Raw genomic sequence first — 15,465 nt, forward strand, 5'->3', positions numbered from 1 at the left:
TGTTAATAAATTTTTAATTCTGCTAAAAATAGGAAAATATAAGTGATAAAAAAAGCCACCTTTAATTAAAGATGGCTCATTCATTTTTACGATATATTGTTAATCTTTCAAATTAGATTGTAAACGTTCGTTTTTTCTTGTGGTCGCTTTCTTCGTAACGCTTCACACATTCCTCATAAATTCTAACAGCATCATCAGCATTACCCCATCCGCCAGTATCAACTTTTTTCTTCTCCAAATCTTTATATACCTGGAAGAAATGCTCGATTTCTTTTAAACGGTGTGGGTTAATATCGCTAATGTCCATCTTTTTACTCCAGATTGGATCTGATACTGGAACACAAATAACTTTTTCATCCGGACCTTTCTCATCTGTCATGTAGAATACACCAATAGGTCTAACTTCCATAACAACCATTGGAAAGGTTGGTTGATGTCCTAATACCAAAACGTCTAACGGGTCTTGATCTAAAGCTAAAGTTTCAGGAATGAATCCGTAATCTCCCGGATACATCATCGATGAAAACAACATGCGATCAAAACGGATTTTGTGTAATGTAAAATCGTACTCGTATTTATTTCTACTTCCCTTTGGGATTTCTATTAAAACATCAAATGTTACTTGTTCGTTACTCATTATATTAGTATTTGGTCGTGCAAATGTACTGAACACTTATGCATTTAGCAACAAAAGGTTTGTTTTTATACCTATAATTTAAGCTTAAACGTTTGAGCTCAATTTCCTTAAAAAGCAAAGCGAATTTTCACCCCTCATTTTTACGGTAAAACCGTAATTTTACTAGGTATACCGTAAAAGCAGAAGACTTTTAACAGCACAACTGAAACTATTTATTATATTGTCCTTCAATTGTGACTAACTTTAAATATTTATGCGTTTACATTATTTATTACTCCTACCGGTTTGTGCATTTCTTAATGTACAAGCCCAAACCCAACCCTGGCAGGGCAAGTTCGAACCTATCGATAATATGATTGCTCCGCCTAACGCTTACAGAACCGCTAGTGGCGCACCCGGCCGGGAATACTGGCAACAGCGCGCCGACTATAAGATTAAGGCTTCGATAGATGAAAAAACAAATGTGTTATCTGGTGAAGAAACCATTACCTACCATAACAATTCACCTGACGATTTGAGCTATTTATGGCTTCAACTGGAACAAAACGTTAACAAAAAGGGTAATCCTGATTTCGGTGATGCCCGAGGTGGCGTTTCTGATGGGATGAACAGCCGACAAATGCAGTTTCTTACCAGAGCTATTGACTTTCCCGCAGGCTATTCTATTAAATACATTAAAGACGCATCCGGAAATATGCTGAAAGCTTTAGTGAATAACACCATGATGAAGGTTATTTTAAACACCCCTTTAAAATCTGGTGAAAGCTTAACCTTCTCTTTAGGCTGGTCTTACCCGATTACCGACCGTAGTATGTTTTCGTTAAGTCGTGAAGGGTATGAATATTTCCCAACTGACGACAACACCATTTATTTAATCGCACACTGGTTTCCAAGAATGGCTGTTTACAACGATACCGAAGGCTGGCAAAACCAACAGTTTAGACGCCTAGGAGAATTCGCCTTAGAATTTGGTGATTATGATGTAGAAATTACTGTTCCCGAAGATCATATTGTTGCTGCAACAGGAGAACTTCAAAACAGCGAAAGTGTTTTAACAAAAACCCAAAGACAACGCTTAGATCAGGCTAAAAAATCGTTCGACAAACCTGTATTAATTATTACCCAGGAAGAAGCGGCTGCAAACAAAAGAAATAAAAGTTCAAAAACCAAAACCTGGAAATTCCACGCTGAGAACGTCAGAGATTTTGCTTTTGCATCGTCAAGAAAATTCATCTGGGATGCTCAGGCAGTAAAATTACCAACCAACACTGTGATGGCCATGTCGTATTTTCCTGAAGAAGGCCTTCCGGTTTGGGCTGAAGAATCGACTAAAGCGATTAAAAATGCATTGGAAGTCTATTCTGAAGCTACTTTCGATTACCCCTATCCCGTAGCTATTTCGGTGAACACCTCTAATATTGGCATGGAATTCCCGATGATTAGCTTTAATGGTGGCCGCCCGAAAGACGGAGAAATGAGTGACCGCGCTAAACAAGGCATGATTGGTACTATTGTACATGAAGTTGGGCACAACTGGTTCCCGATGATTGTTAGTTCAGATGAACGTAAATGGATGTGGATGGACGAAGGACTAAACACCTTTATTCACCAACGTACTGTTGAAGAGCGCTACCCTGAATTCAGCTATACCACACCGAAGAGTATCGTACCGTTTATGAGCGGCGATAAAAACATTTTACGCCCGATTATGACAACTTCCGATAACGAATTACTAACGCAATTCGGCAATAACTTTTACCAAAAACCAACCGTTGGGCTGCAAATGCTTCGTGAATCCATCATTGGGAAAGAATTATTCGACCAGGCGTTTAAAGAATATGCTAACCGTTGGAAATACAAACACCCCAATCCGGGCGATTTATTCAGAACGCTTGAAGATGCTACTGCTACCGATTTAGACTGGTTTTTTAGAGGTTGGTTTTTTACCGTAGATCATGTTGATATGGAATTAAGCAACGTTAAATGGTATAAAGTTTTCGAAGAGAATCTGAACATTGAAGATCAGCAGAAAAAGACATCGGTTAAAATTGAAGGTAAAAATAGCGCTGAAAACCCACAGGATTTCTCGAACGGACCTGAAGTAATTACCATGACCGACACGCCTGATAACGCATATGGCGGATTTTTATCCAGATTAGATGAAACCGAAATGCGCAAACAATTGCACAATAAAAACATTTACGAGGTTACCATAAAAAATGTAGGTGGTTTAGTGATGCCGGTAACCATTGAATGGATGTATACCGACGGCACTACCGAGATTGAAAAATTACCAGCCGATATCTGGAGACTTAATGAATACGAAGTGACTAAAACCTTTTTAAAAGACAAAGAAGTGAGCAAGGTAAATTTAGACCCTAATTTTGAATTTGCCGATACTGATGCGACTAACAACAGTTTCCCGAAAACGGAAAGCCAGTCGGATTTTGATCGTTTTAAAGAAAAATCTAAAAAATAATTATAGCGAAAATTGTCATTCTAAATATATTTCGGAATTTTTATAATCAAAAACCCCAAAAGACTAAGTCCTTTGGGGTTTTCTCATCAAAACACTTAAACCAGGAGAAGCTTAATCCCAACCTCCTCCTAAAGCACGATACATATTAACCATTGCATTCATTTGCTCTTTTTTGGTTTCCACCAACTCAAATTTTGACTCTAGAGCTTCTCTTTGAGTTAACAACACTTCTAAATAATCTGCTCTTGCCGACTTAAACAAGGTATTCGAAATATCGATGGAACGGGTAAGCGCATCTACTTTCTGCGATTTTAAATCGTAGCTTTTATCAAGATTACTAATTTTAGAGAGCTGATTAGCAACTTCTAGATACGCGTTCAACACCGTTCTTTCATAATTAAATACAGCCTGTATTTGCTTTGCACTGGCGTTATAATACGCCGCTTTTATTTCATTTCTATTAATAAGTGGCCCGGCAATATCACCAATAACAGAGTACAATAAGGACTCTGGAGTTTCGGTTAATAACGACGGTTTAAAAGCTTCTAAACCTATACCTGCCGAAATACCAAGCGACGGATAAAATCTGGCTTTAGCCACTTTTATATCCAATTTTGCCGCTTCCAGTTCCATTTCTGCCTGACGGATATCCGGACGGTTTTCCAACAATTGCGAAGGCACACCAACCGCTAAATGTTCTGGAATTAAATCGTAAAACGCATCTGAACTTCTAATGACCGGTTGCGGAAATCTACCTACCAAAAAGTTGATATTATTTTCCGTTTCCACAATTTGCTGCTTAATATCAAATTGTAAACTTCTGGTATGCATCACCTCAGCCTCAAAACGTTTTACAGCCAGTTCGGTTACGCGAGCAGCCTGCTTTTGAAGCTTTACAATATTCAAAGCATTGGACTGAATTTTGATGTTTTCTTCAACAATGCGCAACTGATTATCTAAAGCCAGTAATTCGTAATAGGAATTAGCAATTTCTGAAATTAAATTCGTTACCAAAAAGTTTCGGCCTTCAACCGAAGCAATATAACGCTGGTAGGTTGCTTTTTTAGCATTACGCAACTTTTTCCAAACGTCTAGTTCCCAACGCGCCTGGAGTGCTAAACCATAATTTGGTAAAGGTTCCGGGAATTCTTCTCCAGGTCTGATATCGGTATTCGCATCGTTTGCCCCCTGACTGGTATAACGGCCTACTTTTTCAACTTCAGCGCCCGCTTTAAAATCTACAAAAGGTAAATACTCCCCTTTTTTGGCTTTTACCTCATTACGGGCAATTTCAATTTCCTGTAAAGTAATATTTAACTCCTGATTGTTTTGCAATGCCGTTTCAATTAAGGCATACAAATGCGGATCGGTAAAATACTCCTGCCAATGAATTCCGGCAGTATTAGTCGTATCGCCAGATTGATTCTGGAATTGTTCCGGAACATCCTTTCGTTCTTTCATCACCTCTATAGTCGGTACACAGGAATACAGACTGATTAAAACGATAGCGCCCAGTAACCCTATTTTTTTATAGTGTAACATATGTTTTCTTTTATTGTTCATCGTCTGATCGTTTCATTAATTTTTTCACGAGTAAATTCATCTTACGCAGTTGTATTTTTAATTTACTTTCGCTTTCACTGTACTTCATAAATTCTTCTGTAATGGTCGTCGTGTCTTCGTCTTTAATTAAACTCTTACCATCGGCTAAAGTTCCAAAAATGTAATACAGACCAGGAATAACAATCACTCCGAATAGTGTTCCTAACACCATTCCTCCCATGGCTGAACCACCAATGGTACGGTTACCAATAGCACCGGCACCAGTAGCAATTACTAATGGAATTAAACCTGCGATAAATGCAAATGACGTCATTAAAATAGGACGGAAACGTGCTTTAGCACCTTCGATAGCTGCTTCCAGAATAGTTGCGCCTTCACGTCGTTTCTGCACGGCGAACTCTACAATTAAAACGGCATTTTTACCGAGCAGTCCGATCAGCATGATGAGTCCGATTTGTGCATATACGTCGTTCGCCAAGCCCATACCTTTAAGCAATAAGAACGACCCGAAAATACCCACTGGCAACGATAAGATTACCGCCAATGGTAATAAGAAACTTTCGTATTGCGCCGCTAAAACGAAGTACACGAAAATTAACACCACAGCGAAAATGTAAATCGATTCATTTCCTCGGTTTGCTTCATCGTAAGTAAGACCTTCCCAAGCAACATCATAACCTCTTGGCAACACTTCGGCAGCAACTTCCTTAATAGCATTGATGGCGTCACCACTGGTATAGCCTTTTGCCGGTAACCCACGAATAGCGGCAGAATTATAAAGGTTATAACGGGTAATCTCGTTTGGCCCTAATTGTTTTTCTAAAATCATAAATGCTGAATAAGGAACCATTTCACCTTCTTCACTTTTCACATAAAGTTTTTCTAAATCTGAAGGTATTCTGCGGTATTCCGGTGCCGCCTGTGTATATACCTTAAAGAATCGGCCAAAACGTATGAAACCTTGTTCGTAAGTACTACCAATTAAAATATTCAGGTTTTCCATAGCATTACCAATGGTTACCCCTTTTTGCATGGCTTTTTTATTATCAATTTTTAAATGATACTGCGGATAATTTGCAGAATAGAAGGTGAATAATCCGGTTAACTCTTTACGGGCCGATAAGGCATCAAGAAAGTTGTTATTTATAGTTTCAAACTCATGATAATCGGTTGAATTGGTTTTATCCAATAAACGCATAGAGAAACCACCCGAAGACCCGAATCCAGGTACTGCTGGCGGTTCAAAATACTCGATAACAGCTCCTAAATCTCTGGTTTCTTCCTCTAATTCTTCCATGATTTCGTGTACCGAATGATGACGCTCGCTCCATGGTTTTAAGTTTATTAAACAGGTACCAGCATTAGATCCACGACCTTCGGTCATAATCTCGTAACCCGCTAAAGATGACACCGACTCTACGCCTTCGGTTTCTTCACATATTTTCTGAAGCTTTCTGGCCACTTCATTGGTACGCTCTAAAGTGGCCCCTGGAGGCGTTTGAATAATCGCATAAATCATCCCCTGATCCTCACTAGGAATGAATCCTGCCGGTAACGATTTATTGGTAAAGAAGATACCCGCACAGAATGCGATTAATAAACCAAAGGTTACGACACGTCGTGCTACAATTTTATTTAACACTTTCACATAGCGTCCGGTTAATCTTTCGAATCCGCGGTTAAACCAGTCTATAAATTTATCGATAGGTGATTTTCTTGGTTTACCATGGTTATTTTTCAACATCATCGCACATAATACCGGCGTTAATGTTAAAGCCACAACTGCCGAAATGATAATCGAACCTGCCATAGTAATTGAGAACTGACGGTAGAATACCCCAACGGGTCCTGTCATGAACGATATTGGCAAAAATACCGATACCATAACTAAAGTAATCGCTACAATGGCGCCCCCAATTTCACTTAAGGCTTTATAAGATGCCTGATAAGGTGTAAGATGTTCTTCTTCCATCTTTAAATGGACGGCTTCAACCACCACAATCGCGTCGTCGACCACAATACCAATAGCCAACACCAAGGCAAACAGAGTAATTAAGTTTATGGATAACCCGAACATTTGCATTACAAAGAAGGCTCCGATTAAGGATACCGGTACCGCAATAATTGGAATTAATGTTGATCGCCAGTCACCTAAAAACAGAAATACTACAACAGCTACCAGAATAAAGGCATCACGTAAGGTATGAAGTACTTGTTCGATAGATGCATCTAAGAAATTCGATACGTCGTAACTGATTTTATATTCAATCCCAGGAGGCAAATCTTCCTCTAGTTCTTTCAGTTTATCTTTTACGGAATCAATAACATCACTACCATTACTACCAAAGGTTTGCTTTAAAACGATAGACGCCGATGGGTGTCCATCCAGATTTGAATAAATATCAAAGAATTCACTTCCCAATTTTACTTCAGCAACATCGCCTAAGGTCAACATTTCCCCATCCTTATTCGCACGAATAATAATATCTTTGTATTGTTCAGGCTCGCTGTATCGGTTTTCATAAGTTAATACATACTCCAGAGATTGTGAAGCAATCCCCGAGCTTCGCCCCAAACGCCCAGGTCTGGCAAGAATACTTTGTTCCTGCATGGCTTCCAGAATTTCTTCGGCCGAAATATTATAAGCACGCATACGGTCTGGTTTTAACCAAACGCGCATCGCATATTTTCTACTACCTAAAATCTGTGCACTGGCAATACCATTAATACGTTGAATTTCAGGAATAATTTTAGTGTATGCATAATTATAAAGAAACTTCTCGTCGTTATCCTTTTGTTTACTAAACAAGTTCACATACATTAACATACTGGGTTGAACGGGCGTAATAATAACCCCTTCACGTTGTACCAGCTCTGGCAATAAAGGCATTACTTGATCTACACGCGTTTTTACCCGAACTACGGCCTGGTTGGGATCGGTTCCTGGTTCGAAAATAATACGTAAGGTTCCTTCACCAGCACTGGTGGCATCGGAAGCAATATAACGCATCCCCTGAACTCCGTTAATAGCTGTTTCTAAAGGAATTAGCGTGGAGTTCACCAAAACATCGGCACTAGATCCCGGATAAGCAATAAAAATATTTACCGTGGTTGGTGCTATTTGGGGGAACTGTGAAATGGGCAGCTGCTTGATGGCCAGCAAACCCGTAAATACGATAATCACCGAAATGACAATAGCCAATACCGGTCTTTTTATAAATTTACTAAACATAATGTTGTACGTGTTTTAATTACTCGGCGTATGCCTCTAAGTTTGCCATAACCACATTTGGTTTTTCGAACTTAGTGTGAACTTTTTCTCCATTTTTCACCATTCTAATCCCTTCTAAAAGGATTTGATCTTTTGTAGATAATCCCTTTTGAACGATGAATAAATGAGGCAATTCGGCTTCTACAGTAATTTCACGTTGTCTTACAACATGGTCTTTATCGATAACGAAAACAAATTTCTTATCCAGAATTTCGAAGGTGGCTTTCTGTGGAATAATCAGTGACTGGTTGTATGGCACTTTCATAAGAATACTACCAGTTTCACCATGCCTTAAAATCCCTTCCGGATTTTCGAATGTTGCTCTAAAGGCTATATTTCCGGTTTCGTTGTTAAATTCTCCTTCTATAGTTTCCACTTTTCCATCGTGCGGAAACTTTCTATTATTGGCCATTAAAAGACTCACTTCTTTAGCACTTTCTTTCGAATGATTCATGATATAATCCAGATATTCTGCTTCAGGGACATTGAAGTAAACCCACATTTTACTGTTATCAGATAAAGAGGTTAAAAGTTCGCCTTCGTCTAATAAACTTCCTTCCCTAACGTGTAGGTGATCCATAATACCATCAAAAGGCGCACGGATGTCGGTAAAGCTTAAATGCGTTTCCGCCAAAGCTACTTCGGCCTTGGCTTTGTCGAAATTAGCTTTACTCATATTTAATTCGTTTACAGAAACCACATCGTTATCGGCTAACATTTTAGTGTTTTTATATTCAATTTCTGCAACTTCAGCTTCTGCTTTTGCCTTTAGTAAATCGGCTTGATAAACATTAGGCATGATGTCGAACATTTTCTGTCCTTTCTTCACCGTTTGCCCTTCGTCTACGTAAATTTGTTTTAGATAACCTTTCTCAAGTGCTCGTAATTCAATATTTCTTATAGAATGAATTTGACACACATAATCTTTGGTTATTGTGGTATCCATAACCACTGGGTTGGTCACTAAAAAGGCAACTTCCTTTTCCTTTTTTTCATGTTTTGATTCGCAACTAGTAGATAGTAACAAGCTGCAAATGCCTGTTACAAATAGAAACTTTTTTGTCATCAGTTATAGGGTGTTTTGATTCAGATTAAAACGCACCAAAGCATAGTACAGCTCACAACAAGCCTGTTGCCATGCCGTAGTGCATTTTGTAATAATTAATAAATTTGGTTTGCTTATTTCCGGAATATAGAAATACAAGCAGGCATTCCTTTTTTCTGATAAAAAAGAATATTACCGGCATGAGAATGCCATAAACAAGACCATTTTCGGCCTTATTTAGATTCTAAATTCTAAATATCTGGAATAAAATGTGACGCTTACTAAAGAGCGTATAGCAAAAAAGCCCGTTTGGAATGAGGCTTTTATTATTAATATTGTAGTGATGTTCTGAAGCTAAGTAAAATTCGATAAACGCATTATCCTGCCCTATTTTTTTTGAAAGTGCCTTTTCACTTTCTTCAATTTCTATTTCGGTTACCTTTAAATCTAAAGACTCATTTGAAGTGGTATGAGTAAAATTTAATTGATTATCTGCAGAAATCTGACTTGAATGGTTAGGCTTAATGCATGGCATACAATCGTCTTGCTCACCTACATTAGCATACACCTGATTGTACCCGTTTAAAACGAATACTAATAGAAAAAGAAGGTATTTAAAAAATGCTTTTTTCATTCAGGGAAACAAAACTATATCACGGAAAACATCTAAACAAGAGCTTTTGATTAAAAATTTGTTAAAGTGATAATTTATATCGTTTTGACCTTTTTAAATATTGAAAACTGATAATAAATCATTTAAAGACTTTAATAAAAATGAAAATTCTAAAAATAAAATCCGAAAGTCCCTGTTACACCGAACTTTCGAGCATCGGGATTGTCTAAATAATTACCTCTAAAATTAAAATCTATTCGAAATACTTTAAAAATATTTCCAATTCCAAAGCCATATTCATAATAGATGTCGTCGCTTGGGGCCACTAAAGGAACAGCATTAGGATTGCTAGTTGTATTTAAAGCAATATTCTCATCTGATAATTCTCCCCAGGCGCTTCTAAAGCTTACAATTTCACGAAGATTAAGTTTTCTCATGAATGGAATTCTTGAAAATAATCGTCCGTTAAAATTATGCTCCACATGAAACGAGGCATAGGTATCGGTTACAAACTCGTAGTAATCTAACTGTGAAAAAGTATTATAAATTGAAAAATAGGATTGATTTCCAGGTACTATACTTAATAAACCCAGCGGCACTTCACCAATAGTTTTTCCCGCTTCAACCACTGTTGTTAAACGACCAAAGCCTCCAATTTGCCAAGGTTGCGTATACGAAAATTGCAGTTTTGTGTAATCGAAATCGCTATTGAAGAAATCTTTATCGCCTCTGGTGACCTGCGCAAACAAACTCGCATAATCATCGTTAGCATGTAGGCGTTCTACTCCAAAACCTGTCATTTTCCGTTTAGGGAAATAAGAAACGGATAACGAAGATTCAAATTGCTTGATTTCAGATGCTACGCCATCTTCGGTATTATAATCTAAGCTAAAGGTTGGTGATGCCGATTCCAAAGTGCGGTAGTTTCCTCCTATTTTGAATACTACATTTTTTAATGGTTCAGTTTCTATATACAAGCTCGTTAAATTGATGCTGGTCAGCTTATCATTTGGTCCCGTAGTAATTAGCCCCGACGAGGCAAAACTTCTTCCCAACACATCGGTATTGGTGGTTAAATTCACTCCTATTTGTTCTACATCTCGCCTATTTCCAGCCGAAATAATAAATCGGTTCTTTTTATCTAAAAGCCATTTTCCTGAAATACCATATTTAAATTTATCGTCTTTAAGGCCATAAGCCAGATAGCCTTCCAGACGCCATAAGTCGTTTTTACCAAAATAGGTTCTTCCGCCGGTACGGATACGCACCCCTTCCACTTCATTAAATCCGAAGGTTGAAAAAATAGGTCCGTAATCTAATGGCAGAGTGTTAAATTCTATGTAACCCGAGGTTAAAATGCTTCCTAAATTATACAAACGCTTAAACTTTTTAACGGTTTTCAGCGTGTCTAGCATTTTATAAACCCCTTTTTCGTCTTTATTTAAAGCCTCCATTCGGTTTTCTTCCCAAAAAGAATCATCTCGATCGTAGACATCTTGATCGTAATTAAAAACCTCGGCTTCGTAAAATTTCTTATCTTTTTCTATATCGAACTTATAGTTATTGAATAATGTGGTTCGTTTACCATAAATACCGCGAGCCTGTTCCTTTTTCTTGAAAGCGAAGTCCGACATCATATAATCGCGTTTCACCAAAAACACTGAATCGTTTACAACCTCGAATTCCTGTTCGATATAAATATCTTTTACCCAGTTGATGTTGGCACTTTTAGACGCCTGAAGGTTTATTTCTTTTATGGCATAGGTGGTATCGGCTACCCAAAAATCCCCTTTAAAAGTCAATTCATTTTTACGTCTCGGGTAGTACACAATGTTGTAACACCATTTATTATCGATATACGCGCTATCGCCCAACACATAATTATAAGTATTGATTCCGGTACGTGACAAGGGACTTACAAAGCTTTTATCGAAAAACTTCATGTAATTGTCGTAAATATTATAATCGGAATACAAATCATCCACAAAATCGATAATCACCTGATTATCGCTAAACCCTGAGTTTTTATTTCCACTTAAAACTTCTTTTTCTTTGCTTATCACATTATCGCCATACACCTTAGATACCGCTTCATTGATAAAAATAGGCAAATAGGTTTTCCCGGTTACGTTAGAAGTATCGACTTCGTTAAATACAAACTCCATCCCTCGAAAGAGTTTACTTTTTATAAGCGCACTGTCGATGGTGTTGATGTCGAATTCTACCTTTTCGTATTTATCGTACTGATACTGGTTATACAATCGTAAGCCATTTTTACGTTTATGCTCCCAGATTTTCCGAAGAATATCAATGGCCGGATTATTCTTTTTAGACTGTTTACCAGAAACAATCACCACCTGATCCAACTGTGCTGTTTCTTCTTTTAATATGAAGTTTAAATTATAATTGACTTTTTTATCTAGAGAAATGACTAAAGTTTCGTACCCTATAAAGGATACCGTTAAGGCGTCCCAGGTTTCATCGGACTCTAAATAAAACTTACCATTTTCGTCAGTAATAGTCCCTTTAGTTGAGCCTTTAAACAATACGTTAGCGAAAGAAACCGGCTGGTCGTATTCATCGAACACATAACCACTAACCTTTGTTTGGGCAAAAGCAGTAACGATTCCGAAATAAAAAAATATAAAAAGTAGTCTTAAGTTCATAATACAAAAAAACTTCATCAACATAATTGTTGATGAAGTTCATATAACGTAAAAATAATATTTTTATTTATACAATACCTTCTTAACGGCTTTGATAACATCGTTACTGTTAGGAAGCCATTCTTCTAATAACACCGGTGAATATGGGGCTGGTGTATCAGCTGTATTGATTTTTACAATTGGAGCATCTAAATAATCGAAAGCTTCAGATTGCACGATATAAGTAATCTCAGAAGATACGTTAGCGAATGGCCAGGCTTCTTCTAAAATAACCAAACGGTTTGTTTTCTTAACAGATTCTAAAATCGCTTGTTTATCTAAAGGACGCACCGTACGTAAATCGATAATCTCACAAGAAATACCTTCCTTCTCTAATTCTTCAGCAGCTTTAAAAGCTTCTTTAATGATTTTTCCAAAAGACACAATGGTTACATCGCTACCTTCACGTTTTACATCGGCAACACCAATTGGTAAAATATATTCACCTTCGGGTACTTCACCTTTGTCTCCATACATTTGCTCACTTTCCATGAAAATAACCGGATCGTCATCGCGGATAGCCGCTTTTAATAATCCTTTAGCATCATAAGGTGTTGATGGTACGATAACTTTTAAACCTGGTGTATTAGCAAACCAGTTTTCAAAAGCTTGTGAGTGAGTCGCTCCTAACTGACCTGCAGACGCTGTTGGCCCACGGAATACGATTGGACATTTAAACTGTCCACCAGACATTTGTCTGATTTTAGCAGCATTATTTATAATCTGATCAATTCCAACAAGAGAAAAGTTAAACGTCATATACTCTACAATAGGTCGGTTACCCGTCATTGTAGATCCTACAGCAATACCTGCAAAACCAAGCTCTGCAATAGGTGTATCGATTACACGCTTTGGCCCAAATTCATCTAACATTCCTTTTGATGCTTTGTAGGCACCATTATACTCAGCTACCTCTTCACCCATTAAGTATACGCTCTCATCACGACGCATCTCTTCGCTCATGGCTTCACAAATAGCTTCTCTAAATTGTATTGTCTTCATTAAATCTATTTTAATTCGAGTCACAAAAATAGGAATAAAAGCTATATTCTTATTAAAGAATTATTTAAAATTTATTATGCGTGCATAATAAATATTCAGAATAAAATAATTAACTTCGTAGCCGCAACCAAAATAGACTTATTAAATTGAAATTCTTATGAAATGAGCCATAATGAACCATTAACTTTAACTTAATATTCATTAGCGAATTCCATCTGACTTTAATATAACAACTAAAAAATAAAACAGATGAAAATATTAGTGTGCATTAGTCATGTTCCTGACACTACATCGAAGATTAATTTCACCGATGGCGATACAAAATTCGACACAAACGGTGTGCAATTTGTAATTAACCCGAATGATGAATTCGGACTAACCCGTGCGATGTGGTTCAAGGAAAAACAAGGTGCCAATGTTACCGTAGTAAATGTTGGTGGTGCTGAAACTGAACCAACCCTTCGTAAGGCTTTAGCTATTGGTGCAGATGCTGCGATTCGAGTTAATACACCAGCAACCGATGGTTTTTCTGTAGCTAAACAATTAGCAAATGTAGTGAAGGAAGGTGGTTACGATTTAGTAATTGCTGGTCGTGAATCGATTGATTACAATGGTGGTATGGTACCGGGTATGATTGCCGGATTAACCAATGCCAACTTTATAAATAACTGTATAAAATTAGATATTGAAGGCTCTTCGGTTACTGCTGTAAGAGAAATTGATGGTGGTAAAGAAACGGTATCGACATCTCTGCCTCTTGTTATTGGGGGACAAAAAGGAATTGTTGAGGAAAGCGATTTACGTATTCCTAACATGCGAGGTATCATGATGGCTCGCCAAAAACCTTTAACAGTTGTCGATCCTGTTGATACAAATACAGAAACTGCTTCTGTAAAATTTGAAAAACCAGCGCCAAAAGGAGCGGTAAAATTAGTATCTCCAGATAACCTAGACGAATTAATACGCTTACTTCACAACGAAGCAAAAGTGATTTAATTAACCTTCAAAAAAAGAATAACATGTCCGTTTTAGTATATACAGAATCAGAACAAGGAAAACTTAAAAAAGTAGCATTCGAAGTGGCTTCTTATGCTAAAGCTGTTGCAGACCAATTGGGAACAACAGTAACTGCCATTACCATAAATGCGAACGATACTTCAACTTTAGGCAATTATGGGGTTGATAAAGTCTTAACCGTTTCTAACAGTGAGTTAGAAACTTTTAACGCTAAAGGTTACGCTGAAGCTATTCAGCAGGCAGCCGAAAAAGAAGGTTCGAAAGTTGTAGTATTAAGCTCAAGTGCCAACAGCAAATATTTAGCTCCGCTTTTAGCCATCTTTTTAAATGCCGGATACGCTTCAAATGTAATTGCCGCACCATCAAGCTCAACGCCTTTTACAGTAAAACGTAGCGCATTTACCAATAAAGCCTTCGAAGAAATGGCCATAAATACCGATGTTAAAATCGTTGGGGTTTCTAATAATGCCTTCGGCTTGGTTGAAACCTCAGGATCTGCTACGGCTGAAGCTTTTTCACCATCAATCACCGATTTAGGTATAAAAGTTGAATCTGTTGACAAAGCTTCAGATAAAGTAAGTATCGCCGATGCCGAAATTGTGGTATCTGGTGGTCGTGGACTTAAAGGCCCAGAAAACTGGGGTATGATTGAAGAATTAGCCAATGTTTTAGGTGCCGCCACAGCCTGTTCAAAACCGGTATCCGATTTAGGCTGGAGACCGCACGGTGAGCACGTAGGTCAAACCGGTAAACCAGTGGCTTCAAACTTATATATCGCTATCGGAATTTCTGGTGCTATTCAGCATCTAGCCGGTATTAATGCATCAAAAGTCAAAGTAGTTATCAACACCGATCCAGAAGCACCATTCTTTAAAGCTGCAGACTACGGAGTGGTAGGTGACGCTTTTCAGGTTGTCCCTGAACTTATCGAAAAATTAAAAGCGTTTAAAGCTCAACAATAAATTATTTTTTATAAATTGTATAGTTTTAAAGAACTGCTTAAATTGGCACTTTTTGGTAAACAACATTGTATTTAGCCAACATGGCTTTGGCAAGAAACAAGATGTGTTTATCAAGGCAATCCCGGGCAATTAAATCTCGATAATAGAGTAAATCTGTCCTTGGCAGTTGCT

Annotated in this window: 10 protein-coding genes; 3 read left to right on the plus strand and 7 right to left on the minus strand. The window is 37.7% G+C overall.

Annotated elements, in window-relative coordinates; genetic code table 11:
• Nucleotides 1–112: 112 nt before the first annotated feature.
• Complete coding sequence (locus ICJ84_RS12335; RefSeq protein ID WP_188216711.1) at nt 113–637, minus strand: inorganic diphosphatase; 525 nt, start codon at nt 635–637, stop codon at nt 113–115.
• Nucleotides 638–890: 253 nt separating this feature from the next.
• On the opposite strand from ICJ84_RS12335, the gene ICJ84_RS12340 reads away from it, so the two are divergent.
• Entirely contained in the window at nt 891–3,116 is a 2,226-nt protein-coding gene (locus ICJ84_RS12340) for a M1 family metallopeptidase (RefSeq protein WP_188216712.1), read from the plus strand.
• 111 nt (nt 3,117–3,227) lie between these two features.
• Here the strand turns inward: ICJ84_RS12340 and ICJ84_RS12345 are convergent, their stop codons facing one another.
• The 6 genes from ICJ84_RS12345 to ICJ84_RS12370 form a co-directional block, all read right to left on the minus strand.
• Nucleotides 3,228–4,658, minus strand: coding sequence for a TolC family protein (locus tag ICJ84_RS12345; protein ID WP_241748752.1), 1,431 nt, complete (start codon nt 4,656–4,658; stop codon nt 3,228–3,230).
• A 10-nt stretch (nt 4,659–4,668) separates the two neighbouring features.
• Nucleotides 4,669–7,911, minus strand: coding sequence for an efflux RND transporter permease subunit (locus tag ICJ84_RS12350; protein WP_188216714.1), 3,243 nt, complete (start codon nt 7,909–7,911; stop codon nt 4,669–4,671).
• Between the two features lie 19 nt (nt 7,912–7,930).
• Complete coding sequence (locus ICJ84_RS12355; RefSeq protein ID WP_188216715.1) at nt 7,931–9,016, minus strand: efflux RND transporter periplasmic adaptor subunit; 1,086 nt, start codon at nt 9,014–9,016, stop codon at nt 7,931–7,933.
• Between the two features lie 223 nt (nt 9,017–9,239).
• Nucleotides 9,240–9,629, minus strand: coding sequence for a hypothetical protein (locus ICJ84_RS12360; protein WP_188216716.1), 390 nt, complete (start codon nt 9,627–9,629; stop codon nt 9,240–9,242).
• Nucleotides 9,630–9,778: 149 nt separating this feature from the next.
• The gene (locus ICJ84_RS12365; protein WP_188216717.1) at nt 9,779–12,274 is read right to left on the minus strand and encodes a DUF5686 and carboxypeptidase-like regulatory domain-containing protein; all 2,496 of its coding nucleotides are present in this window, start codon (nt 12,272–12,274) and stop codon (nt 9,779–9,781) included.
• A 63-nt stretch (nt 12,275–12,337) separates the two neighbouring features.
• A complete protein-coding gene (locus ICJ84_RS12370) occupies nt 12,338–13,315 on the minus strand; it encodes a pyruvate dehydrogenase complex E1 component subunit beta (RefSeq protein WP_188216718.1) in 978 nt (325 codons plus the stop codon).
• A 249-nt stretch (nt 13,316–13,564) separates the two neighbouring features.
• Between ICJ84_RS12370 and ICJ84_RS12375 the strand changes: the two genes are divergently transcribed.
• Entirely contained in the window at nt 13,565–14,311 is a 747-nt protein-coding gene (locus ICJ84_RS12375) for an electron transfer flavoprotein subunit beta/FixA family protein (RefSeq protein ID WP_188216719.1), read from the plus strand.
• Between the two features lie 23 nt (nt 14,312–14,334).
• Entirely contained in the window at nt 14,335–15,294 is a 960-nt protein-coding gene (locus tag ICJ84_RS12380) for an electron transfer flavoprotein subunit alpha/FixB family protein (protein ID WP_188216720.1), read from the plus strand.
• Nucleotides 15,295–15,465: the final 171 nt, after the last annotated feature.

It is taken from the genome of Aestuariibaculum suncheonense, from assembly GCF_014596935.1.
In the GTDB taxonomy this organism is placed as follows: domain Bacteria; phylum Bacteroidota; class Bacteroidia; order Flavobacteriales; family Flavobacteriaceae; genus Aestuariibaculum; species Aestuariibaculum suncheonense.

Coding starts and splice junctions, on each gene's coding strand:
- ICJ84_RS12335 (WP_188216711.1), bottom strand. CDS start 637: ATGAGTAACGAACAAGTAACATTTGATGTTTTAATAGAAATCCCAAAG.
- ICJ84_RS12340 (WP_188216712.1), top strand. CDS start 891: ATGCGTTTACATTATTTATTACTCCTACCGGTTTGTGCATTTCTTAAT.
- ICJ84_RS12345 (WP_241748752.1), bottom strand. CDS start 4,658: ATGTTACACTATAAAAAAATAGGGTTACTGGGCGCTATCGTTTTAATC.
- ICJ84_RS12350 (WP_188216714.1), bottom strand. CDS start 7,911: ATGTTTAGTAAATTTATAAAAAGACCGGTATTGGCTATTGTCATTTCG.
- ICJ84_RS12355 (WP_188216715.1), bottom strand. CDS start 9,016: ATGACAAAAAAGTTTCTATTTGTAACAGGCATTTGCAGCTTGTTACTA.
- ICJ84_RS12360 (WP_188216716.1), bottom strand. CDS start 9,629: ATGAAAAAAGCATTTTTTAAATACCTTCTTTTTCTATTAGTATTCGTT.
- ICJ84_RS12365 (WP_188216717.1), bottom strand. CDS start 12,274: ATGAACTTAAGACTACTTTTTATATTTTTTTATTTCGGAATCGTTACT.
- ICJ84_RS12370 (WP_188216718.1), bottom strand. CDS start 13,315: ATGAAGACAATACAATTTAGAGAAGCTATTTGTGAAGCCATGAGCGAA.
- ICJ84_RS12375 (WP_188216719.1), top strand. CDS start 13,565: ATGAAAATATTAGTGTGCATTAGTCATGTTCCTGACACTACATCGAAG.
- ICJ84_RS12380 (WP_188216720.1), top strand. CDS start 14,335: ATGTCCGTTTTAGTATATACAGAATCAGAACAAGGAAAACTTAAAAAA.